Genomic DNA, 21,771 nt, shown 5'->3' on the forward strand with positions numbered 1-21,771 from the left:
CGCCAAAGCTTTACGATCCTTGCCGAGCCTCGACGAAGCGCGGCATCACGATACAAAGGATCAAGTCGGCGGAATTTATCGGTTGGCAGTTCCCGATGTGACCCTCGGGAACTACGCAGAGCCGGAAGCTCCACGGCGCCCATCAATCCGGGTTCCGCACGGGCGCTCCCTGATGGTCGACGAACACGCGTACCTGCTCCCCTGGGCGATCCGGCCGGGGTGCGGTTACATTGGCGCGGTAACCTGCTATTCGCACCGTCGATGCGTAGGCTTCTGCCCTTCCTTGCCTGTCTGATGCTCGTGCTTACCGCATGGGTCGGCGTCGCGCATGCGGCCGAGGTCGGCGGCTGCATCGAAACCAGCCAGTACGAGGCCGCGTCGCACGCCGATGGCGACGGGGATCAGGTCGCGGCCGATGCGGACAAGGGCTATCCGCATCATCATGGCGGCTGCCACGCGCATCACATGAGTACGCCGGACTCGGACACGCTGCCTAGCGTCGAGGGGCTTGTCCGCGCGACGCTTACCGGTGTCGCTGGCGTCGCGCTCTTCGGCCGGGATGCCGACACGGCCTTGCGACCGCCCCAAGCCTGACTTGTCGATCGGGTGCGCCGTGCGCGCCCGCGTCCTCATCGTCAGGAGCATTCCATGCATCGTATCTTTGCGGCCATATTGGTCGCAGGCGTCTGCGCACCGTCGCTGCAGGCCCAGACCCGTCCGCCGACATCCACCGAGCCGATCCTGAAGCTCGCAGAGGCACTCGCCCGCGCCGGCACGTCCTCGCCCTTCCAGGATGCAGCATCGGCCGGCGTACGTGCCGCCGAAGCGCAACGCCGGGTCGCGGCGCTTCGGCCGAACCCGTCGATCGTCGCCGAAAGCGAGAACGTCGCCGGGTCCGGTATGTATCGGGGCCTGCGATCGTCCGAGACGACGGTCGGACTGGCGCTTCCGTTCGAACGCGGGGGCAAGCGACGCGCGCGGATCGCCGTCGCCGAGGCGCAGATCGGCCGTGCCGATATACAGGCGGAGATCGCGCGCGCCGACCTCCGCCTGCGGATCACGCAGGCTTACGTCACGGCGGTGGCAGCGCAGCGTCGTATCACGATCGCCCACGATCAGGTCGGCATCGCCGCAGACGTCCTCCGGGCTGCCACGATCCGCGTGCAGGCAGGCCGCGCGTCACCGCTCGAGGAACAGCGCGCCGCCCTTGCGCGCGTGGCTGCCGAGGGCATGATGGAACGCACCGAACGATCGGCCTTGGTCGCTGTGGCGAACCTCTCCCGACTTCTCCAGATACCGATCGGGGCACTCGACACCATTTGGTTCCAGCAGGTGGATGCGCCCGGTCCGATCCGGCAATCCGGTTCGACCGGCATGCTTCTCGTCGCGGCCGCACGCGCGGATCTCGACACCGCCACCGCGCAGGTGCGCCTCGCGCGTAGCCAGCGCGTGCCGGACGTGACGCTCACCGCCAGCGCCAGGCGGCTCGAGCAGACGAACGACACCGCTGCCGTCTTTGGCGTCTCCATCCCGCTGAACGTCTTCAACGGTGGCCGATCGGCTGTCGCCGTGGCCGACGCGCAGCGCGACCAATCGGACGCGTTGCGCCGCGTGGCGCTGATCGACGCCGAACAGGACATCGCGACCACGCAGGCCGAGGCGGCAAACGCCGCGACCACGGCGCGCAACGCGACCGGGCCTGCGCTCGCCGCCGCCGTCGAGGCCGCGCGGATCGCGCGTATCGGCTACCGCGAAGGCAAGTTCGGACAGCTCGACCTGCTCGATGCCGAGCGGAGCCTTCTCGACACCAGGACGGCGGCGATCGATGCGCTTGCCAGCTATCACGATGCTCGCGCGCGCCTCGAAAGGCTGACTGCCGAAGCGCCGATTGCCAAGGATACCGACCGATGAACCGCACGATCCTGCGGGCGATCGCGCCTGCCGCCGCCGCTCTGGCCTTTGCAGGCTGTGGCCCCGCCCCCGACCCGGCGCCCGCTGCCAACGCGGTGACCAGCGAGGATGGCGAGAAGACTTCCGGCGATCCGGCGGTCGCCATCCTATCAGCACAGCAGATCGCCGATGCCGGTATCGAGGTCACGCGCCCGACCGTCGGCGGCGTCGCCGGTGCGATCGAATTGCCCGCGACGATCGAGGGTGATCCGCAGGGCGTCCAGGTCGTGGCCGCGCCGATCGGCGGCCGGTTGGTGTCGCTCACCCGCAACCTCGGCCAATCCATCGCCCGCGGCGAGACGCTGGCAATCATCGAGAGCCGTGAGGCAGCGTCGCTCAACGCCGAGGTCGAGGCGGCCGGTGCGCGGTCAGCGCTCGCCCAGTCGAACCTTCGGCGCGAACAACGGCTGTTCGCCGAGCGCGTGTCGCCCGAGCAGGACCTTGTCGCCGCCCGAACCGCCGCGACCGAGGCCGGCATCGCGCTCCGGCTCGCCCGGCAGCAACTGTCGGCTACGGGTGGCGGAGGCGGCGCGCTCAACCGCATCGCGGTACGCTCGCCGATTGCTGGCCAGGTGATCGCCCGGTCGGCCACGCTCGGACAACAGGTCGCGGCCGACGCCGAAATCTTCCGCGTCGCCAACCTCGCCAAGGTGTCGGTCACGATGTCGCTCGTTCCCGCGGACGCGGGCCGCGTAAGGCCGGGTGCACGCGTCGAAGTCACGTCCGCCGGCCGCCGCCAGGACGGCCGCGTCACCTTCGTCTCGCCGATCCTCGACGAGACGACGCGTCTCGTGCCCGTGATCGCGACGATCGACAATACGGGTAGCATCTGGCGCGTCGGCGAGAATGTCGGCGTGTCGGTGCTGCTCCCGGCGAGCGGCGACCGCAGCGTCGCCGTGCCCTCTGCCGCGGTGCAGATGATCGGCGACCGGCCACATGTCTTCGTCCGCACCGCGACCGGGTTTCGCGCGACCCCGGTGACGCTCGGCCGCACCAATGGCGGCGCAGTCACCGTGACCGCCGGCCTGACCGGCGAGGAGCGCATCGCCTCCACCAACTCGTTCACGCTCAAGGCCGAACTCGGCAAGAGTGCGGCGAAGGACGAGGACTAGACCATGCTCTCCCGTATCGTAACGCTCGCCGTCGAGAAGCGCTGGCTCGTCCTGCTGCTCACGCTCGCCGCGGCGCTCGCCGGCGTGTTCGCCATCCAGCGGCTGCCGATCGACGCGGTCCCCGACATCACCAACAACCAGGTTCAGATCAACGTGCGCGCGCCCGCGCTCTCGCCCGACCAGATCGAGAAGCAGGTCGCCTTCACCGTCGAGACCGCGCTCGCCGGCATCCCCGGCCTCGAATACACCCGGTCGCTCAGCCGCAACGGCTTCGCGCAGGTCACCGCGGTGTTCGACGAGAAGACCGATAACTACTTCGCACGGTCGCAGGTGGCGGAGCGGCTGCGGACCGCCGAGGAGGATCTGCCGGACGACGTGGTACCCGAGATGGGACCGATCGCTACCGGCCTTGGCGACATCTTCATGTGGACGGTCGAGTACCGCGAGCTCGACCAGGTCCGCCACCGCAACGGCGAGCCGGGCCTGCAGAAGGACGGCAGCTACATCACGCCGGAGGGCGACCACCTCGTCAGCGAACCCGACAAGGCAACGTATCTGCGCACGGTGCAGGACTGGATCGTCACGCCGCAGCTGAAGAGCAGCGCGGGCCTTGCCGGCGTCGACAGCCTCGGCGGCTATACCAAGCAGTATCTCGTCGTCCCCGATATCCAGCGGATGGCGTCGATGAAGATCACGCTGAACGATCTCGCGACCGCGCTCGAACGCAACAACACCAGCGCGGGTGCCGGCATCGTCGATCGTAACGGCGAAGGCCTCGCGGTCCGCGCCGATGGCCGAATCCGCAACGCCGACGAGCTTGCGCGCACCGTCGTAGCGACGCGTGAAAGCGTGCCGATTCTGCTCAGCCAGATCGCCACCGTCCGCACCGGCCAGGCGCTGCGGATGGGCTCCGCGTCGGAGAACGGCCACGAGGTCGTCGTCGGCACCGCCGTCATGCGGATCGGCGAGAACAGCCGCACCGTCTCGACCGGCGTCGGCACGCGGCTTGACGAGATCGGCCGGGCGCTTCCCGTCGATGTCGTGGTGAAGCCGGTGCTCAACCGCACCGAACTCGTCAATTCGACGATCGCGACCGTCGCCCGCAATCTCGCCGAGGGCGCGGTGCTCGTCATCGTCGTGCTGTTCGTGCTGCTCGGCAATTTCCGCGCTGCGCTGATTGCCGCGCTGGTGATCCCGATCACGATGCTGCTGACGAGCATCGGCATGCTGAAGGCCGCGGTGTCCGCGAACCTGATGAGCCTCGGCGCGCTCGATTTCGGGCTGATCGTCGACGGGGCCGTCATCATCGTCGAGAACGCGCTCCGCCGCCTGGGCGACGCGCAGCACGGTCGCAGCAAGCCATTGCCCCTTCGACAAAGGCTCGACCTGATCGCCGCATCGGCGCGCGAGATGATCCGCCCGTCGGTCTACGGCCAGGCGATCATCATCCTCGTCTACGCCCCGCTGCTCACCTTTACCGGCGTCGAGGGCAAGATGTTCGAACCGATGGCGCTGACCGTCATCATCGCGCTCGTCTTCGCGTTCGTCCTGTCGATGACGTTCGTCCCCGCAGCGATCGCGATCGCGCTCAGCCGGCGCGTCGACGAGAAAGAAAGCCGGATCATCGGCTGGCTACGTCGTCGCTACGAACCAGGCCTCGGCAAGGCGATGCGCCGCCCGAGCATCACGCTGGGCATCGCCGTCGGCGCTCTGGCGCTGGCAGGCGTCGCCTTCACCACGCTCGGCCAGGAGTTCCTGCCGCAGCTCGACGAGGGCAACATCCTCGTCCAGGCGGTCCGCATCCCCGGCACCTCCGTCGACCAGAGCCAGGCGATGCAGTTCCAGGTCGAAAAGATGCTCGCGCGCCAGCACGAGGTCCGTTTCGCCTTCTCGCGCACCGGCACGTCCGAGATCGCGAGCGATCCGATGCCGCCGAATGCCACCGACACCTTCGTCATCCTGAAGCCGAAGGCGGAATGGCCAGACCCGAGCCTCGCCAAGGAAGCGCTGGTCGCGCGCATGGAGCAGCAACTTTCCGCGCTGCCCGGCAACGCGTATGAGATCACCCAGCCGATCCAGATGCGCTTCAACGAACTGATCGCCGGCGTGCGCGGCGACATCGCGGTCAAAATCTTCGGCGACGACTTCGGTGGCATGAATGCCGCGGCGGACCGCATCGCCGAGGTCCTGCGCAAGACCCGCGGCGCGGTCGACGTTCGCGTCGAGCAGACCGAGGGCCTGCCGATGCTCGACATCCGCCCGAACCGCATGGCGATGTCGCGGATCGGCGTCACCGCAGGCGACGTGCAGGACACCGTGGCCGCCGCGATCGGCGGACGCGAGGCCGGCATGATCTTCGAAGGCGATCGCCGTTTCCCCGTCGTGATCCGCCTGTCCGAAGCGTCGCGCTCGGACCTGACTCAAGTCGCGCAGATCCCCGTCCCGACGTCGGCAGGCGGGTTCGTGCCGCTGTCGACCGTCGCCGACATCGCGGTCGTCGATGGACCCAACCAGATCAGCCGCGAAAACGGTAAGCGCCGCGTGGTCGTCCAGGCCAACGTCCGCGACCGTGACGTCGCGGGCGTGGTCGCCGACGCGCGCGCCGCGATCGACGCGGAGGTGACGATGCCGCCCGGCACCTATGTCGAGTGGGGCGGACAGTTCGAGAACCTCGCCTCCGCACGCGACCGTCTGATGCTCGTCGTGCCGGTCTGCTTCGCGGTCATCATGCTGCTGCTCTACGGTGCGCTTGGCTCGGTCCGCGACGCGGCGATCGTGTTCACCGGCGTGCCACTCGCGCTGGTCGGCGGCGTGCTTGCGCTCGTGTTGCGCGGCATGCCGTTCTCGGTCTCCGCCGCGGTCGGCTTCATCGCGCTGTCGGGGATCGCGGTACTCAATGGTCTGGTGATGGTCTCGTCGATCCACGACCTAATGGCGCGCGGCATGGACCGGGCACGCGCTTCGCACGACGGTGCCCTTGCCCGGTTGCGGCCGGTCGCGATGACCGCGCTGGTCGCGAGCCTCGGCTTCGTGCCGATGGCGCTAGGCCACGGTGCCGGCGCCGAGGTGCAGAAGCCGCTGGCGACCGTCGTCATCGGCGGCCTCGTCTCGGCCACGCTGCTGACTTTGTTCGTACTGCCGACGCTGTACGCGCGTTTCGGGGGTTGGCGGCCGACTGCCAGCAAGGGTTGAACGCCGCCAGCACCCAACGCGTAATCACCCGGCACCGTTGTGTCCCGTTCGACGCCTGCGGGTGTCGTTGCGCCTAGTCGGAACGACCTTCGGACGGCCCCTGCGTCAGCAAGCCTATTCGAGCACCGACAAGCTGCTGTCAGGAAACAAGACCTCGACGAACCCGAACCTCGTGAAGTCGACGATGCGTTGCGGGTACAAGATGCCGTTCAGATGGTCGAACTCATGCTGGAACACCCGCGCATGGAAGCCTCGTGCCTCACGGACGAGCGGCGCACCGTCCTCCTGCGTCCCGCCATAGCGGATATGCGTCGCGCGGGGCACCCAACCCCGCATACCGGGGATGGAAAGACAGCCTTCCCAGCCGCCTTCGCTACCTTGCGACAGCGGCTCGAACCACGGATTGACGAGCGTCGTCATCGGCACCGGCGGCGCGTCCGGATAGCGTGGGTTGGTCTCGAATCCGATCACCATGATCCGCAGATCGACGCCGATCTGCGGCGCCGCAAGCCCCACGCCGCTGGCGTTGGCCATGGTCTCGTGCATGTCCGCGATGATCGCCATCACATCGGGATCGCGGAGATGGGCGACCTCCTGCGCGACCCGGTAAAGGCGCGGGTCGCCCATTTTCAAAACCGGACGGATCATGCGCGTGAGAGTCCGCAACGACCCATGCCAAACCCGCGAGAGAAGCGGTTGGCGCGGCGGGGCCGTCCTGGATCGCCACGGAGGCTCGTGCCTGCATACCCGGTCCGGCACAGCCCGCAACGCTGCAATTCCCGCACGGCATGGTCGGGCGCAAGTCCGGCATCGCTCCCCGCCTCGTGCGCGAGCAAGCGCATGAGCAAGAGAGGGAAAGGCATCACCGATACGGTCTGATACCTCGAGTATATGGACTGGTTCACGCGTCGTGCCCTTCCGGAATACCGATCGGACGATACTCTACTACTCCTCGCGAATTCGATGCGAAGAAATCATCGCAAATGCGAAAGGCCGCTTTGCCCGCTTGACGACGAGTCACGCGATCATCCGCCGCTTTCGCGCCGGATATCTTTTCTTCTTTGGAATCCCCATGCCCGAGAGGGACATTCAACCCGCCGAAACGTCCGGTCTCGAGTCGACACGTGCAAGTCGCTCGCAACCGTGTCTCTGGGAGAGCTGTCATGACCCTATGGTATCCGACGCCTATCGATCCCCAAAACGCGGTAATCGTTACGATAAAGGGAAATCCCGCCCAATCCGGGTCGGTGCCCGGGGTCGAACTCGATCTGTCTAAATTCCAGAGCGGTCGGTGGGCGCTGCAGCTCGACGCCGTCTTCTCGCGCCGCCGCCAGCCCGCCGTCATTCTCGCGCAAGGGGTCGCATGCCTTGCCGTGGCGTGGTGGGCGCAACTGTCGCCCCGAAGCTATCTGCAGTCGGTCCAGGGTGCGCTGTTCCTCTCGCCGCTCACTATCGGCTTCGGCGAGGACGCGATTGCGGCTGCGGCTCGGCAGGGTCCATCTACGCGGTTGCCCTTCCCGTCCGTCGTGGCCAGCGCATCCTATCCCTTCATCGACCGACTGCTCGCCCTGGCCGATAGCTGGGGCAGCCAGGTCGTCGAGACCGGTGGAGATCTGACGGCGCATCCCACCAACCGCCAGGCAACGCTCACCGAGGATACGGGTAGCTTGCTCGGACTTCTACCACTGCTTCAGGGTGCGTCGGTGGGTAACGGGATCAACCCGGACGGCACGATTCCGGCGACGGTCCTCACGCGGTAAGCGTCGGCGGGGCGCGAAGTACGGAGCGCGCGCCCTTCTCTGCTCGGCTCGACGTGACGTTCGGGGCTGGACGACCGACGGTTGGCCGACGCCCGCAAACGCCGTCCCTCTAGCACCCGTGGCGCTTCGCTTTACGTGACCACGGGGCGACCGCAACCCGCACCGCCGGCCGGCCCCTCGATGCACAAGCCCGCGGGCCACGTCGGACCCAGCAGATGCTGCGCCGTCGGGTAGCCGGCATTTGTGCAAAGACGATGCGCCGGCGCGAACGCGTTCGGTACGCGGCACGGCCCGCTAGTCCCCATGAACGACATACGGTGATGAGCAGGGCTCATCGCTGCATCAACGTCGCGCTAAATTGCCATTCCCCCCGGCACACCTATTTCGTGGCCCATCCCAGAACCGGAAACCGCGCTCGACGGGATCTAGTTCACGCACATCTTTGATCGACGGAAGGACGTGCCGGTATGGCCACCCTCGTTGCTGCCCCCACAGCCCTATGCGACGCCACACAGGGCGACGCTCGCAGCCCGCGCTGGGGTGCCGTATATGCGATGGCGCTATGCAGCTTCGTGCTCGTCGCATCCGAATTCCTGCCCGTCAGCCTGCTCAGCCCGATCGCCGATACGCTTCGCCTGACCGAGGGGCAGGCCGGGCAGACGATCGCGATCTCGGGCCTGTTCGCGGTCGTCACGAGTCTCAGTTTCTCGGTGCTGCTCGGGCGGGTCGACCGGCGAAATGTCGTGCTGGCCCTGATCGCCATGCTGATCGTGTCTGGGGCAATGGTCGCGTTTGCGCCGAGCTATCTCGTGTTCATGACGGGTCGCGCGCTGCTCGGTGTCGCGATCGGCGGGTTCTGGTCGATGTCGGCGGCTATCGCGATCCGGCTGGTGCCCGAGGAGTCGGTGGGCAAGGCGCTGGCGATCATCAGCGGCGGCACCGCGCTGGCGACCGCGCTCGCCGCGCCGCTCGGAAGTTTCCTCGGCAGCCTGATTGGCTGGCGCGGTGCATTCTTCTGCGTCGTGCCGGTCGCGATCGCCGCGCTCGTCTGGCAGGCAGCGGCATTACCCAAACTGCCCGTCGCCGAGCGTCAGTCGGCGCGCGCCATGCTCGGTTTGCTCCGCAGCAAGGCGGTCCTGCTCGGATTGTTCGCTATCGCCATGCTGTTCGTCGGCCAGTTCGCGCTGTTCACCTATCTGCGGCCGTTCCTCGAACAGGTCACGCACGTCAGCGTCGTCATGCTCTCGCTGATGCTGCTGATCGTCGGCACATCCGGCTTCGTCGGCACCGTCGTGATCGGTCGGTTCGTCGTCGAGCGCCTCTTCCTGACGCTATGGGTGCTGCCCGCGGCGATGGCTGTCGTCGCGGTCGGCCTCGCGCTATTCGGCGGGTCGACGATCGCGACTGCGCTCCTGCTCGCGATATGGGGCTTTGCCGGAACCGCGGCGCCGGTCGGATGGTGGACCTGGCTTGCGCGGACGCTGCCCGAAGACGCCGAAGCGGGCGGCGGCCTGATGGTCGCGGTGGTCCAGCTGGCGATCACGCTGGGCGCGACCGTCGGCGGCGTGGTGTACGATACCGCCGGCGCCGTACCCGAGTTTCTCAGCAGCGCGGCGTTACTCGGCGTGGCAGCAATCGCGGCGCTCGTCGTCGCGCGGCATGATCGCAACGCCGCCGCCGGGTGATGAACAACCCTCATCGCTCCGTTGAGCCATACCACCGACACGAAAACCGCATCGCCGCGTTGGTATGCACGGAACATACCGTGGCTTGGGCCCAAGCCTGAAATCATGTTGGCCCGGCGCGAGCCGGTCGGGAAGGAAATTGAGTTTCATGTCGGACATCTCCGAACTCGAAGTATCGCGCCGTGGGCTGCTCGCCGGTAGCGCCGCGACCGCTGTCGTCGCGGCGACTCCTGCCGCTGCCGCCCCTTCTTCCCAGACCAAGGCTGCGCCGATGATGCCCGTCAGTTTCGCGGTGAACGGCAAGCGCGAGACGCTGTCGCTCGATCCCCGCACCACCCTGCTCGACGCCCTGCGCGAGCATCTCCACCTCACCGGCACCAAGAAGGGCTGCGACCACGGCCAGTGTGGCGCGTGCACCGTGATGGTTGACGGCGTCCGGATCAATTCCTGCCTCAGCCTCGCGGTCATGCACGAAGGCGACAAGATCACGACCATCGAGGGCCTCGGTACGCCCGACAAGCTGCACCCGATGCAGGCCGCCTTCATCAAGCATGATGGCTACCAATGCGGCTATTGCACTCCCGGCCAGATCTGTTCGGCGGTCGCGGTGCTCGACGAGATCAAGCGCGGCATCCCGAGCCATGTCCAAGACGACCTGACCGCTAAGCCACGCGCGACCAACATCGAGATGCGCGAGCGGATGAGTGGCAACATCTGCCGCTGCGGTGCCTATTCCAACATCGCCGAGGCGATGGCCGACGTTGCGGGAGAGAACGTATGAGAGCCTTCACCTACGAGCGCGCCAAGGATGCAAGCGGCGCGGCACGCGCGGTCGCGGCAAACCCGGCGGCCAAGTTCATCGCAGGCGGCACCAACCTGCTCGACCTGATGAAGCTCGAGGTCGAGGTGCCGACGCATCTCGTCGACGTGCAGGATCTCGGATTCGACAAGATCGAGCCGACGAAGGAAGGCGGCCTACGCATCGGCGCGCTGGTCACCAACACCAACCTCGCCGCCGACGAACGCGTCCGCCGCGACTACGGCGTGCTGACCCGCGCGATCGTCGCTGGCGCATCGGGCCAGTTGCGCAACAAGGCGTCCACCGCAGGCAATCTGCTCCAGCGCACGCGCTGCCCCTATTTCTACGACACCAACATGGCCTGCAACAAGCGCAAGCCAGGTTCCGGGTGCGCCGCGATCGGCGGCTATTCGCGCCAGCTCGGCGTGATCGGGGTCAGCGACGCGTGCATCGCAACCTTCCCCGGCGACATGGCGGTGGCCATGCGCGTCCTCGACGCCGTGATCGAGACGGTCGACGCGACCGGCGCCCGCCGCGCGATCCCGATCGCGGACTTCCACCGGCTCTGGGGCAACCACCCCGAACAGGATACCATCCTGAAGCAGGGCGAACTCATCACCGCGGTCACCCTGCCCCGCCCGCTCGGCGGCAAGCATTTTTACGAGAAGGTGCGCGACCGCGCGTCCTACGCCTATGCGCTCGTTTCGGTCGCCGCGGTGATCCAGCCCGACGGCACCGGTCGCGTCGCGTTCGGCGGCGTCGCGCCGAAGCCGTGGCGGGTCGAAGCCGCCGACGCGCTGCTCCAGCAAGGCGCCGCCGCGGTCACCGCCCGCGCGTTCCAGGGCGCGACGCCGACCAAGGACAACGCGTTCAAGCTGCCGCTCGCCACCCGCGCGCTGGCCGCCGTCATCGCAGATGCGAAGGCCTGAAGACCATGAAATTCGAAATCCCCGCGGGCACCAACCCGATCGACCGGATGAAGGTCGTCGGCCACGCGCACGACCGCATCGATGGCCCGCTGAAGACCACCGGGCTCGCGCCCTATGCCTATGAACACCACCGCGAGATGCCCAACGCCGCGTACGGCCAGATCGTCGGGTCGGCGATCGCCAAGGGTCGCATCAATGCGATCGATCTGACTGCGGCGAAGGCGTCGCCCGGCGTGATCGCGATCGTCACCGCGCAGGACGCCGGCCCGCTCGGCAAGGGCAATTTCAATACCGTGAAGCTGCTCGGCGGTCCCGACATCGAGCATTATCACCAGGCAATCGCGATCGTCGTCGCCGAGACGTTCGAGCAGGCACGTACCGCCGCCAACCTCGTCCGCGTCGACTATGCGCGCGCCACCGGCCGCTACGACCTCGACACCGCGCTCAAGACCGCACCGTTGAAGCCCGCCGAAAAGGACGCGCCTGCCGAGGACCGCGTCGGCAAGTTCGAGCCCGCCTTCGCCGCCGCGCCGGTCAAGCTCGACGCGCATTATACGACGCCCGATCACAGCCACGCGATGATGGAGCCATTCGCCTCGATCGCGTCGTGGAACGGCGACCAGCTGACGGTGTGGACCTCGAACCAGATGATCGACTGGGGTCGCGGCGATCTGGCCAAGACGCTCGGTATCCCGAAAGAGAAGATCACTTTCCAGTCGCCCTATGTCGGCGGCGGGTTCGGCGGGAAGCTGTTCCTGCGCACCGACGCGGTGATGGCGGCGCTCGGTGCGAAGGCAGCCGGGCGGCCGGTCAAGGTGGCGCTGCCGCGGCCGTTCATCGCCAACAACACCACGCACCGCCCGGCGACGCGCCAGCGCATCCGGATCGGCGCGACCAGGGACGGCACGATCACCGCGATCGCGCATGAAAGCGGATCGGGCGACCAGCCGAACGGCTCGCCTGAAACCGCAGTAAACCAGACCAAGCTGCTCTACGCGGGCGCCAACCGCCTGACATCGATGCGGCTCGCCGTGCTCGACCTGCCCGAGGGCAATGCGATGCGCGCGCCGGGCGAGGCACCGGGGCTGATGGCGCTCGAGATCGCGATGGACGAGATGGCCGAGAAGCTCGGCATGGACCCCGTCGCCTTCCGCGTGAAGAACGACACACAGGTCGATCCCGAAAAGCCCGAGCGGCGCTTTTCCGAGCGGCAGCTCGTGCGCTGCCTCACCGATGGTGCGGCCAAGTTCGGCTGGGCCAGCCGCAACGCCAAGGCGGGCCAGGTCCGCGACGGCCGCTGGCTGGTCGGCATGGGCGTCGCATCGGCGTTCCGGAACCACATGAACATGGCGTCGGGCGCGCGCGTCCGGCTCGGCAAGGATGGCGTCGTCACGGTCGAGACCGACATGACCGACATCGGCACCGGCAGCTACACGATCATCGCACAGACCGCGGCGGAGATGATGGGCGTGCCGCTCGACACGGTCGTGGTGAAGCTCGGCAGTTCGGCCTTCCCGGTCTCGGCAGGCTCGGGCGGCCAGTTCGGCGCGGCCAACGCGACCGCCGGCGTCTATGCCGCCTGCGTCAAGTTGCGCGAGGCGGTGGCGCAGCGGCTCGGCTATAATTCGGCCGACGCGGTGTTCGCGGACGGCAAGGTCACCAGCGGCAACCGGTCCGCCGACCTGCGCCAGGCGGCATCGGCGGGCGAACTCGTCGCCGAGGACAAGATCGAGTTCGGCGATCTCGACAAGAGCTGGCAGCTGTCCACATTCGGCGCGCATTTCGTCGAGGTCGGCGTCGATGCCTATACCGGCGCGACTCGCCTGCGCCGGATGCTCGCAGTCTGCGCCGCCGGCCGGATCATCAACCCGAAATCGGCGCGCAGCCAGGTGATCGGCGCGATGACGATGGGCGTCGGCAGCGCGCTGATGGAGGATCTCGCGGTCGACAAGCGGTTCGGCTTCTTCGTCAACCACGACCTCGCCGGGTACGAGGTGCCAGTCCATGCCGACATCCCGCATCAGGACGTCGTGTTCCTCGACGAGGCCGACGACAAGGCCAATCCGATGAAGGCGAAGGGTGTCGGCGAGCTCGGACTTTGTGGCGTCGGCGCCGCGGTGGCCAACGCGGTCTACAACGCGACCGGCGTGCGCATCCGCGACTATCCGCTGACGCTCGACAAGCATCTCGACCGCCTGCCTGCGGTTGCCTGAGGCATTGCCTGCACACCCGACACTCGATCGACAGGAGTTCCCATGACCCCGAACACCACGGCGCTGCTGCTGATCGAGTATCAGAACGACTTCGTGAACGAAGGCGGCGCGCAGCACGACGCCGTCGCCGCGGTGATGCGCGACACCGACATGCTGGCGCACAGCCGTGCGGTCGTGGCGGCGGCGCGTGCGCAGGGCGTGACGATCCTGCATGCGCCGATCAACTTCGCCGAAGGCTATCCCGAGGTTCCGTCTGAGCCCTACGGGATACTCGCCGGCATCGTCGGCGCGAACGCCTTCCGCAAGGGCAGCTGGGGCGTCGAGATCGCCGCGGAGATGGCCCCGGTGGAGGGCGACATCGTCGTCGAAGGCAAGCGCGGCCTCGATTGCTTCGCCAGCACCAACCTCGATTTCATCCTGCGTCAGCGCGGCATCACCGGGCTTGCGATCGCCGGCTTCCTGACCAATTGCTGCGTCGAATCGACGATGCGCTCGGCGTATGAGCGCGGCTATCAGGTGGTGACGCTGACCGATTGTACCGCGACGCTGAGCGCGGAGGAGCAGGACGCCGCAGTCACCAAGAACTTCCCGATGTTCTCGCGGCCGATGACGCATGATGCGTTCCTCGCAAGTCTCAAGGTCACTTCGTGAAATTCGACACCCCCGCCGGCGAGACGCCGATCGACCGTCTCACCGTCGTCGGCCGCGCGCATCCGCGGGTCGAGGGCAAGCTGAAGACTACCGGCACCGCGCGCTACGCAGCCGAGCATGATGTCGGACCCGACCTTACCTATGGCTGGATCCTCGGCGCCGCGATCGCGAAGGGGCGCGTCGACCGGATCGACGCGACGCGCGCGCTGGCCGCGCCGGGCGTCCGCGCCGTCGTCACCCACGAGAATGCCGGGCCGACCGGCACCGGCGAATTCTATGTCCAGCGCGTCCTCGCCGGGCCTCTCGTCGACCATTATCACCAGGCGGTCGCCGTCGTCGTTGCCGACACGTTCGAACAGGCACGCGCCGCCGCCGCGCTGATCCGCGTCGACTATGCCCGCGCACCCGGCCGCTTCGATCTCGCCGCGCAGAAGCCCTCCGCACCGCTCGCGCCGAAGGAAGCGTTCGGCGGCCCGCCGGAAACGATTGTCGGCAATTTCGACAAGGCCTTCGCGGATGCTGCGGTAAAGGTCGACCAGAACTACACCGTCCCCGATCAGGCACACGCCATGATGGAGCCGCACGCGACGATCGCGCGCTGGGACGGCGAGCGGCTGACGTGCTGGACGTCGATTCAGCAGCTTGCTTGGGGTACCCGCGATCTCGGCCGGATTATCGGCATCCCTAAGGAGAATATCCGGCTGCTGTCGCCGTTCATCGGCGGCGGATTCGGTGGCAAGGGCACGACGCAGAGCGATCTCGCGCTGGCCGCGCTCGCCGCGCGCGTCGTGGGCCGCCCGGTCAAGCTCGTCCTGCAACGCCCGCTGATGTTCAACAACACGATCCACCGGCCCAAGACGTTCCAGCGTGTTCGGCTGGGCGCGGGCAAGGACGGGCGGCTGGTCGCGATCGGTCACGACAGCTGGTCGGGCAATCTGGCAGGCGGGCGAACCGAGGCTGCGACAATCCCGACGCGGCTGCTCTACCACGGCGAGAACCGCCTGCTTCGCCGTTACCTCGCCACGCTCGACCTTGCCGAGGGCAATGCGATGCGCGCGCCCGGCGAGGCACCCGGCATGATGGCGCTCGAAATCGCGATGGACGAACTCGCCGAGAAACTCGGCATCGACCCGGTCGCGTTGCGCATCGCCAACGATACCCAGGTCGATCCCGAAAAGCCCGGCCGTCGCTTTTCGACGCGGCCGTTCATCGCCTGCCTGCGCACCGGCGCCGACCGGTTCGGCTGGAACGCCCGCCAGTCAAAGCCCGGCAGTCGCAGCGAAGGCCGCTGGCTGATCGGCATGGGCATGGCGAGTGCGATCCGCGGCGCACCGATCTCCAAGGCAGGCGCGCGTGTCCGGCTCGAACCCGATGGCCGCATCGTCGTCGAGACCGACATGACCGACATCGGCCAAGGCAGCTACACGATCGTCGCGCAGACCGCCGCCGAGATGATGGGCGTGCCGCTCGACCGCGTGACCGCCAAGCTCGGTGATTCCACCTTCCCAGAAACGCCCGGATCGGGCGGCCAGCAAGGCGCGGCGTCGGTGACCGCAGGCGTCTATGCGGCCTGCGCGAAGCTCCGCGATCTCGTTGCGCAGAAGCTCGGCTTCAATACCGCGGATGTCGTCTTCGCGGACGGTCAGGTCCGCTCCGCCGGCGGGTCCGTGCGACTGACGGACGCAGCGCAGGACGGCGCGATCGTTGCCGAGGACGTCATGGACTATGGCGACCTCCAGGAGCGCTTTGCACAACAGACATTCGGCGCGCATTTCGCGGAGGTCGCGGTAGATCGGTATACCGGCGCCGTCCGCGTGCGGCGGATGCTGGCGGTCGTCGCGGCGGGGCGGATCATCAACCCGACGACCGCGCGCAGTCAGGTGATCGGCGGCATGACGATGGGCATCGGCGCTGCGCTGATGGAGGAGATGGCGGTCGACACGCGCTTCGGCCTGTTCGTCAACCACGACCTCGCGGGCTACGAGGTCCCCGTTCACGCCGACGTCCCGCATCTCGACGTCGCCTTCATCGACGAGGTCGACCCGACCATGTCGCCGCTGAAAGCCAAGGGCGTCGGCGAACTCGGCCTGTCGGGGGTCGCGCCCGCGATCGCCAACGCGGTCTACAACGCCACCGGGGTCCGCGTGCGCGAGTATCCGGTGACGCTCGAGAAACATATCGACGGGCTGCCTGACCTCGTCTGACACCTGAAAGGAATACGATCATGGAACTCAAACGCGCAGGGTCGCAGCCGTCGCAAAAGGGCCCCGCCGACTGGTTCACCGGCACGGTCCGCATCGATCCGCTTAACACCGCGAAGGACCCCGCCCGTCACAGCTGCGCGGCGGTAACCTTCGAACGGGGCGCGCGGACCAACTGGCATACCCACCCGCTGGGCCAGACGTTGATCGTCACCGCCGGCTGCGGTTGGACGCAGTGCGAGGGCGAGGCGATCGTCGAGATCCGCCCCGGCGACGTGATCTGGTGCCCGCCCGGCCACAAGCATTGGCACGGCGCCACGTCGACCACGGCGATGACGCATATCGCGATCCAGGAGGCGCTGGACGGCAGCCCGGTCGACTGGCTGGAGCCGGTGACCGATGCGCAGTATCTGGGGTCGGCCGCATAGGGCTCAGGGGATATCCAGCAGGACATGGTCACGAGCCGATCCGACTTCGCCGACTTCAGCTATTTCCTGGCGATCGCGAAGCACCGCAGCTTCCGCGTCGCCGGGCTGGAGCTCGGCGTCAGCGCGTCGGCGCTGAGCCATGCGCTCAAGGGGTTGGAGGGCCGGCTCGGCGTCCGGTTGCTCAACCGGACCAATCGCAGCGTGACGCTGACCGCCGCAGGCGAGGAACTGCGCGATGCGATCACGCAGCCCTTCTCGGCGATCGACCAGGCGGTCGAGGATCTCAACCGCTACCGCGATGCGCCGACCGGTCGCATCCGGCTGAACGTGGTCGTCGATGCGGCGACGCTGCTGCTTAGCCGCGTGGTGCCCGAATTCATCGATCGCTATCCGGACATCGACCTCGACATCGTCGCCACCGACCGCATGGTCGATATCGTCGGCGGTGGGTTCGACGCGGGCATCCGCCACGGCGGCACCGTTCCCGAGGACATGGTGGCGCAGCGTATCTCGGGCGATATCTGCTGGGTCGTCGCCGGCTCGCCCGCCTATCTCGACAGATTCGGCGAACCCCGGCACCCCGACGACCTCCAGCAGCACCGTTGCCTCGGTGTCCGGCTGGGCGACGACCGGATCTACCGATGGGATTTCGAAGGACCCGACGGCGAATTCGCGGTCAGCGTACCCAGCAAGATCTACGTCAACGAAGGTCGCGCGATGCTGGGGCTGGCACTTGGCGGCGCCGGCCTGATGTACGGTCCCGAACCGTTGTTCGCGCCCTATTGCGCGCGCGGCGAACTGCGCACCGTGCTGCGCGACTGGGCGACGACGGAGCCCGGCTACCACGTCTATTACTCGAGCCGCCGACAGGTCCCCGCCGGTCTCCGCCTGCTCATCGACCTCATTCGGGAACTGCGCCCCCTGGGGCTGTGACCAAAACAGAGCAGACGCATCCGCCTGCCCTCACCCCATCATCCGATCGCGCAGGTTGAACAGGATCACGAGTGTTCCCGAGACCATCAGCGCAATGATCAGCGTGGAGAACAGGATCAATTGCAGGTCGTGCCGCGACGAGCGCTTGAGGCTGATATGGAGGAAACAGCGGAACTGCACCGCCATCTGGACGAGCCCCAGCGCCAGCACGGTGCCGAAGATCTCGCGCGCGCCGAATGACGGCCAACGGACCATCGCGAAGGCCGCCACGGTCAGCACGAGCGACAGGCCGTAGCCGACCGCATAGGTGCGCAGTTCGCGGGTCCGGTCGCTCATCCGATATTCCCTTGCAGATAGACGACCGAGAAGATCGCGATCCAGACGATGTCGAGCAGATGCCAGAACAACCCTAGCCGCAACAAGTTGATCCTAACCCACGCGTCGAGGCCGTACGCGCAGACCTGGACGACCATCACGATCAGCCAGAAGCACGCGACCGCGACGTGCAGCCCGTGCAGCCCGACCAGCGCGAAGAACGACGACAGGAAGCCGCTGCGCATCGGATAGGCGCCGTGCGCGAACATCGTCGCGAAGTCGTTCGCTTCGAGCGCAAGGAAGACGAGCCCCAATCCCAGCGTCGCGCCGAGCCAGCCGAACAACACGCGGCGCGGTTCGTCGTACTTCATCGCGATCGTCGCGCGGCCGAACGTCGCGCTGCTCGTCAGCAGCAACAGCGTCTCGACGAACGCGGGCAGCAACTTGAACTCGGAGGCGGGCGTCGGGCCGCCGACGGTGCTGGCGAGCATCGTGCCGTAGGTCGCGAACAGCAGCGCGAAGATCACCGCGTCGCTCATCAGGAATATCCAGAAGCCGAAGATCGCGTTCTCCGCCTGGTCCTGCGTCAGGGCACCGGTGTCGCCGAGGTTGAGGCCGGCATGCGCCAGCTCGGGTTCGCTCATGCCACGATCTCCGCAAGGCCACGATTGACTGCCGCGGTCTCTAGCTGGCGCGGGATCGCGGGCGTGGCCCGGACGCGCGTGAGCCAGGCCTCGTGCTCGCGCGCGACTTCGGCGGCGGGAATGGTGCGATGCTGGTCGCGACCGAAGCTGCGCAGCACGACCGCCGCGACGATCACCTGGAGCGCCACGATGGTCAGCCCCCATATCTCCCAGATCAGCCCGAACGCGGCGACCGCCGCGGCAAGCCCGATCACGACGCTGGTCGCGCTGCCCCGCGGCACGACTATGTCCTCGTAGGCTGGCGGCGAGGCGTAGGGATCGGGTTGCCCCTCGTCATGCTTGTGATCGTAGAACGGGTTGCGCCCGTCGATCAGCGGCAGCACCGCGAAATTATACTCGGGCGGCGGTGCGCTGACCGCCCATTCGAGCCCGCGGCCATCCCAAGGGTCGCCCGCCTCCACCTGCGTCTTGGCACGGTCGCGTATGCTCACCCACAACTGGATGCCGAGCGACGTCAGTGCCGCCAGCAGGACGAACGCACCGACGCCAGCGACGTACAGCCACGGCCGGAACGACGGTTCGAAGATCGCCTGCGTCCGCCGCGCCATCCCGCTCGCGCCGAGCACGTAGAGCGGGAAGAAGGCGAGGTAGAACCCGACCACCCAGCAGGTAAACGCAATCCGCCCCCAGCGCTCGTCGAGGCGGAACCCGAACGCCTTGGGGAACCAGTAATGATAGCCCGCCAGCATCCCGTAGAGCAGGCCCGGGATCAGCATGTTGTGGAAATGCGCAACCAGAAACAGCGTGTTGTGGACGAGGTAATCGAGCGGCGGCATCGCCAGGATGATGCCGGTAAAGCCGCCCAGCACGAACGTCATCATGAACGCGAGCGCGTAGAGCATCGGCACGGTGAAGCGCACTTCGCCGCGAAACATCGTCCAGATCCAGTCGTAGATCTTCACGCCGGTCGGCACGCCGATCGTCATCGTCGCGATCCCGAACGCCGCGTTGACGTTGGCCGACTGCCCCATCGTGAAGAAATGATGGACCCACACGGTGAAGCTCAGCACCGCGATCGCCATCGTCGCAATTACCAGCGAGGCGTAGCCGTAGAGGTCCTTGGTCGAGAAGGTCGACACGACCTCCGAATACACGCCGAACGCGGGCAGGATCAGGATGTAGACCTCGGGATGACCGAACAGCCAGAACATGTTGGCATAGTTCATCATGTTGCCGCCAAGGTCGTTGGTGAAGAAATGGAACCCCAGATAGCGGTCGAGCGCGAGCAACAGCGTGGCGACGGTCAACGGCGGCATCGCGAAGATCATCAGGATCGATGTGCACAGGCTGGTCCATGCGAACATCTGCATCCGCATGAACCGCATGCCGGGCGCGCGCAGCTTGTAGACGGTGCAGGCGATGTTGATCCCCGCCATCGTCGAGCCGATCGACCCCAATGTCACCGCCCAGATCCAGTAGTCGACACCGACGCCGGGGCTGAATGCGCGCTCGGTATAGGGCGGGTAGCCGCTCCATCCGCCGGTCGAGAACTCGCCGACCACAAGGCTTGCCATCATCAGGCCGGCAGCGCCGATCGTCAGCCACAGCGCGATCGAATTGGCCCAGGGAAACGCCATGTCGCGCGCGCCGATCTGGAGCGGCAGGACATAGTTGATCATCCCCGTCAGGAACGGCATCGCCATGAAGAAGATCATGATCGAGCCGTGCGTCGAGAATAGCTGGCCGAAATGATCGGGCGACAGGAAGCCGGGGTTCTCGATCGCGACCGCCTGTTGCATCCGCATCAGCACCGCCTCGACCAGCGCGCGCGACAGCATCACGAACGCGACGACGATATACGTGATGCCGATCTTCTTGTGGTCGAGGCTGGTGAGCCACTCGGTCCACAGATAGCGCCACTTGCCATAGCGCGTCAGCAGCGCCGCGACGACGACCGCGCCGACCACCACCAGCGCCCCCGCGAACGCGCCGATGATCTCGCTGATCGTCGGGTTCTCCCATGCGCGCACGAACGGCAAATCCTGCCAGCCGAACCGGCCGAGCACCGCTGGCCAGAGGGGAACGGAAACGGTCATCGAACGGCTTTCGGAGAAGAATGGGTCATGCCGCCGGTCGCGGCGACGACATGGTCGAAAAGGTGTGGCGTGACATGCGCGAACTCGACGGGGTGCGTGATGATCGACCGCGCGGACAGCCGTCGCCAAGTTTGTGCGTCGAGCGTGCGCTTGCCGCTTCGTGCAGCCGCCGCCCAGCGGTCATAGTCGGCTGGCGACACCGCAACGACGTCGAACTTCTGATGCTGGAAGCCGGCGCCGTTATACTGCGTGTTCTCGCCGCGGAACCGTCCCGGCCGGTGCGCCTGGATGTTCAGATCGGTCGTCATGCCGCCCATCGCATAGATCTGCCCGGCGAGCTGCGGGATCAGCATCGACTGCATCACCGTGCCGCTGGTCAGCTTGATATGCACCGGGCGTCCGGCGGGAATGGTCAGACGATCGACTGCCGCGAAGCCGAGATCGGGATAGATGAACACCCATTTCCAATCGAGCGCGATCGCCTGCACCTCGACCGGCGCCGCACCTGGCAACCGCCGATACGGATCGTCGATCTGCGTCCAGTGCCACAGCAGCACGGCGAGCCCGATCACAATTCCGGCAGGCGGAATCCAGATGAGTCCCTCGACGCACCACGAGAAATTCCACTTCGGCCGGTACGCATCGCTGCGGTTCGACAGCCGGTAATGCCACGCGAACAGCGGCGTCAGTAGCAGCACCGGCCCCGCGACGAACAGCAGCACGATGGAGACGGTGACGAACAAGTCGCGTTCATGCCCGGCCACCGGCCCTTGCGGATTGAGGAACCCGTGCGACAACGCCGTGCAACCGCCCAGACCGACAAGAGTCGCGACTAGCGATAGACGCGATATCACTCGCTTGAC

At 67.0% G+C, this 21,771-nt stretch carries 18 protein-coding genes; 13 read left to right on the plus strand and 5 right to left on the minus strand.

Annotated features, from left to right (window positions below; genetic code table 11):
- The first annotated feature begins 261 nt into the window (after positions 1–261).
- Genes BM244_RS04970 through BM244_RS04985 form a run of 4 tightly spaced genes read left to right on the plus strand, consistent with a single transcriptional unit; the run spans position 262 to position 6,254 of the window.
- The gene (locus BM244_RS04970) at positions 262–594 is read left to right on the plus strand and encodes a hypothetical protein (RefSeq protein ID WP_139226863.1); all 333 of its coding nucleotides are present in this window, start codon (positions 262–264) and stop codon (positions 592–594) included.
- A 54-nt stretch (positions 595–648) separates the two neighbouring features.
- A complete protein-coding gene (locus BM244_RS04975) occupies positions 649–1,911 on the plus strand; it encodes a TolC family protein (protein ID WP_093397743.1) in 1,263 nt (420 codons plus the stop codon).
- A complete protein-coding gene (locus BM244_RS04980; protein ID WP_093397744.1) occupies positions 1,908–3,062 on the plus strand; it encodes an efflux RND transporter periplasmic adaptor subunit in 1,155 nt (384 codons plus the stop codon). The genes BM244_RS04975 and BM244_RS04980 overlap by 4 nt, the downstream gene beginning before the upstream one ends.
- 3 nt (positions 3,063–3,065) lie before the next feature.
- Complete coding sequence (locus tag BM244_RS04985) at positions 3,066–6,254, plus strand: efflux RND transporter permease subunit (protein ID WP_093397746.1); 3,189 nt, start codon at positions 3,066–3,068, stop codon at positions 6,252–6,254.
- A gap of 114 nt (positions 6,255–6,368) precedes the next feature.
- Here the strand turns inward: BM244_RS04985 and def are convergent, their stop codons facing one another.
- The gene (gene def / locus BM244_RS04990) at positions 6,369–6,902 is read right to left on the minus strand and encodes a peptide deformylase (RefSeq protein ID WP_093397747.1); all 534 of its coding nucleotides are present in this window, start codon (positions 6,900–6,902) and stop codon (positions 6,369–6,371) included.
- Positions 6,903–7,501: 599 nt separating this feature from the next.
- On the opposite strand from def, the gene BM244_RS04995 reads away from it, so the two are divergent.
- From BM244_RS04995 to BM244_RS05035, 9 genes are all read left to right on the plus strand, one after another.
- Positions 7,502–8,014 (plus strand): alpha/beta hydrolase, encoded by a 513-nt coding sequence (locus BM244_RS04995; protein WP_175518060.1) that lies wholly within the window; start codon positions 7,502–7,504, stop codon positions 8,012–8,014.
- Between the two features lie 467 nt (positions 8,015–8,481).
- Complete coding sequence (locus BM244_RS05000; protein ID WP_093397750.1) at positions 8,482–9,699, plus strand: MFS transporter; 1,218 nt, start codon at positions 8,482–8,484, stop codon at positions 9,697–9,699.
- 148 nt (positions 9,700–9,847) lie between these two features.
- On the plus strand, positions 9,848–10,480 hold the full coding sequence (gene paoA, locus BM244_RS05005; RefSeq protein WP_093397752.1) for an aldehyde dehydrogenase iron-sulfur subunit PaoA: 633 nt from the start codon (positions 9,848–9,850) through the stop codon (positions 10,478–10,480).
- Positions 10,477–11,427, plus strand: a complete 951-nt coding sequence (locus tag BM244_RS05010) for an FAD binding domain-containing protein (RefSeq protein WP_093397753.1) — start codon at positions 10,477–10,479, stop codon at positions 11,425–11,427. The genes paoA and BM244_RS05010 overlap by 4 nt, the downstream gene beginning before the upstream one ends.
- 5 nt (positions 11,428–11,432) lie before the next feature.
- Positions 11,433–13,640 carry an aldehyde oxidoreductase molybdenum-binding subunit PaoC gene (gene paoC / locus BM244_RS05015; RefSeq protein WP_093397755.1) on the plus strand — a complete coding sequence of 736 codons (2,208 nt, stop codon included), beginning with the start codon at positions 11,433–11,435 and terminating at the stop codon, positions 13,638–13,640.
- Positions 13,641–13,682: 42 nt separating this feature from the next.
- On the plus strand, positions 13,683–14,291 hold the full coding sequence (locus tag BM244_RS05020) for a cysteine hydrolase family protein (RefSeq protein WP_093397757.1): 609 nt from the start codon (positions 13,683–13,685) through the stop codon (positions 14,289–14,291).
- A complete protein-coding gene (gene paoC / locus BM244_RS05025) occupies positions 14,288–16,495 on the plus strand; it encodes an aldehyde oxidoreductase molybdenum-binding subunit PaoC (protein ID WP_093397758.1) in 2,208 nt (735 codons plus the stop codon). Before BM244_RS05020 ends, paoC (BM244_RS05025) begins: the two co-directional genes overlap by 4 nt.
- A gap of 20 nt (positions 16,496–16,515) precedes the next feature.
- On the plus strand, positions 16,516–16,920 hold the full coding sequence (locus BM244_RS05030) for a (R)-mandelonitrile lyase (RefSeq protein WP_093397760.1): 405 nt from the start codon (positions 16,516–16,518) through the stop codon (positions 16,918–16,920).
- A 24-nt stretch (positions 16,921–16,944) separates the two neighbouring features.
- Positions 16,945–17,853 carry a LysR family transcriptional regulator gene (locus BM244_RS05035; RefSeq protein WP_093397761.1) on the plus strand — a complete coding sequence of 303 codons (909 nt, stop codon included), beginning with the start codon at positions 16,945–16,947 and terminating at the stop codon, positions 17,851–17,853.
- Between the two features lie 30 nt (positions 17,854–17,883).
- On the opposite strand, the gene BM244_RS05040 is transcribed toward BM244_RS05035, so the two are convergent.
- From BM244_RS05040 to BM244_RS05055, 4 genes are read right to left on the minus strand one after another with little or no spacing between them, the layout of a single operon-like run.
- Complete coding sequence (locus BM244_RS05040) at positions 17,884–18,189, minus strand: cytochrome o ubiquinol oxidase subunit IV (protein ID WP_093397763.1); 306 nt, start codon at positions 18,187–18,189, stop codon at positions 17,884–17,886.
- Positions 18,186–18,812, minus strand: coding sequence for a cytochrome c oxidase subunit 3 (locus BM244_RS05045; protein ID WP_093397764.1), 627 nt, complete (start codon positions 18,810–18,812; stop codon positions 18,186–18,188). Before BM244_RS05045 ends, BM244_RS05040 begins: the two co-directional genes overlap by 4 nt.
- The gene (locus tag BM244_RS05050) at positions 18,809–20,908 is read right to left on the minus strand and encodes a cbb3-type cytochrome c oxidase subunit I (RefSeq protein WP_093397766.1); all 2,100 of its coding nucleotides are present in this window, start codon (positions 20,906–20,908) and stop codon (positions 18,809–18,811) included. The genes BM244_RS05045 and BM244_RS05050 overlap by 4 nt, the downstream gene beginning before the upstream one ends.
- The gene (locus BM244_RS05055; RefSeq protein WP_093397767.1) at positions 20,905–21,762 is read right to left on the minus strand and encodes a ubiquinol oxidase subunit II; all 858 of its coding nucleotides are present in this window, start codon (positions 21,760–21,762) and stop codon (positions 20,905–20,907) included. Before BM244_RS05055 ends, BM244_RS05050 begins: the two co-directional genes overlap by 4 nt.
- Positions 21,763–21,771 lie beyond the last annotated feature (9 nt).

The sequence above is a fragment of the Sphingomonas sp. OK281 genome, from assembly GCF_900115295.1.
GTDB lineage: Bacteria > Pseudomonadota > Alphaproteobacteria > Sphingomonadales > Sphingomonadaceae > Sphingomonas.

Coding starts and splice junctions, on each gene's coding strand:
- paoC (WP_093397755.1), top strand. CDS start 11,433: ATGAAATTCGAAATCCCCGCGGGCACCAACCCGATCGACCGGATGAAG.
- BM244_RS05010 (WP_093397753.1), top strand. CDS start 10,477: ATGAGAGCCTTCACCTACGAGCGCGCCAAGGATGCAAGCGGCGCGGCA.
- BM244_RS05045 (WP_093397764.1), bottom strand. CDS start 18,812: ATGAGCGAACCCGAGCTGGCGCATGCCGGCCTCAACCTCGGCGACACC.
- BM244_RS05000 (WP_093397750.1), top strand. CDS start 8,482: ATGGCCACCCTCGTTGCTGCCCCCACAGCCCTATGCGACGCCACACAG.
- BM244_RS05020 (WP_093397757.1), top strand. CDS start 13,683: ATGACCCCGAACACCACGGCGCTGCTGCTGATCGAGTATCAGAACGAC.
- BM244_RS05040 (WP_093397763.1), bottom strand. CDS start 18,189: ATGAGCGACCGGACCCGCGAACTGCGCACCTATGCGGTCGGCTACGGC.
- def (WP_093397747.1), bottom strand. CDS start 6,902: ATGATCCGTCCGGTTTTGAAAATGGGCGACCCGCGCCTTTACCGGGTC.
- paoA (WP_093397752.1), top strand. CDS start 9,848: ATGTCGGACATCTCCGAACTCGAAGTATCGCGCCGTGGGCTGCTCGCC.
- BM244_RS04975 (WP_093397743.1), top strand. CDS start 649: ATGCATCGTATCTTTGCGGCCATATTGGTCGCAGGCGTCTGCGCACCG.
- BM244_RS04980 (WP_093397744.1), top strand. CDS start 1,908: ATGAACCGCACGATCCTGCGGGCGATCGCGCCTGCCGCCGCCGCTCTG.
- BM244_RS04985 (WP_093397746.1), top strand. CDS start 3,066: ATGCTCTCCCGTATCGTAACGCTCGCCGTCGAGAAGCGCTGGCTCGTC.
- BM244_RS04970 (WP_139226863.1), top strand. CDS start 262: ATGCGTAGGCTTCTGCCCTTCCTTGCCTGTCTGATGCTCGTGCTTACC.
- BM244_RS05035 (WP_093397761.1), top strand. CDS start 16,945: ATGGTCACGAGCCGATCCGACTTCGCCGACTTCAGCTATTTCCTGGCG.
- BM244_RS05050 (WP_093397766.1), bottom strand. CDS start 20,908: ATGACCGTTTCCGTTCCCCTCTGGCCAGCGGTGCTCGGCCGGTTCGGC.
- BM244_RS05030 (WP_093397760.1), top strand. CDS start 16,516: ATGGAACTCAAACGCGCAGGGTCGCAGCCGTCGCAAAAGGGCCCCGCC.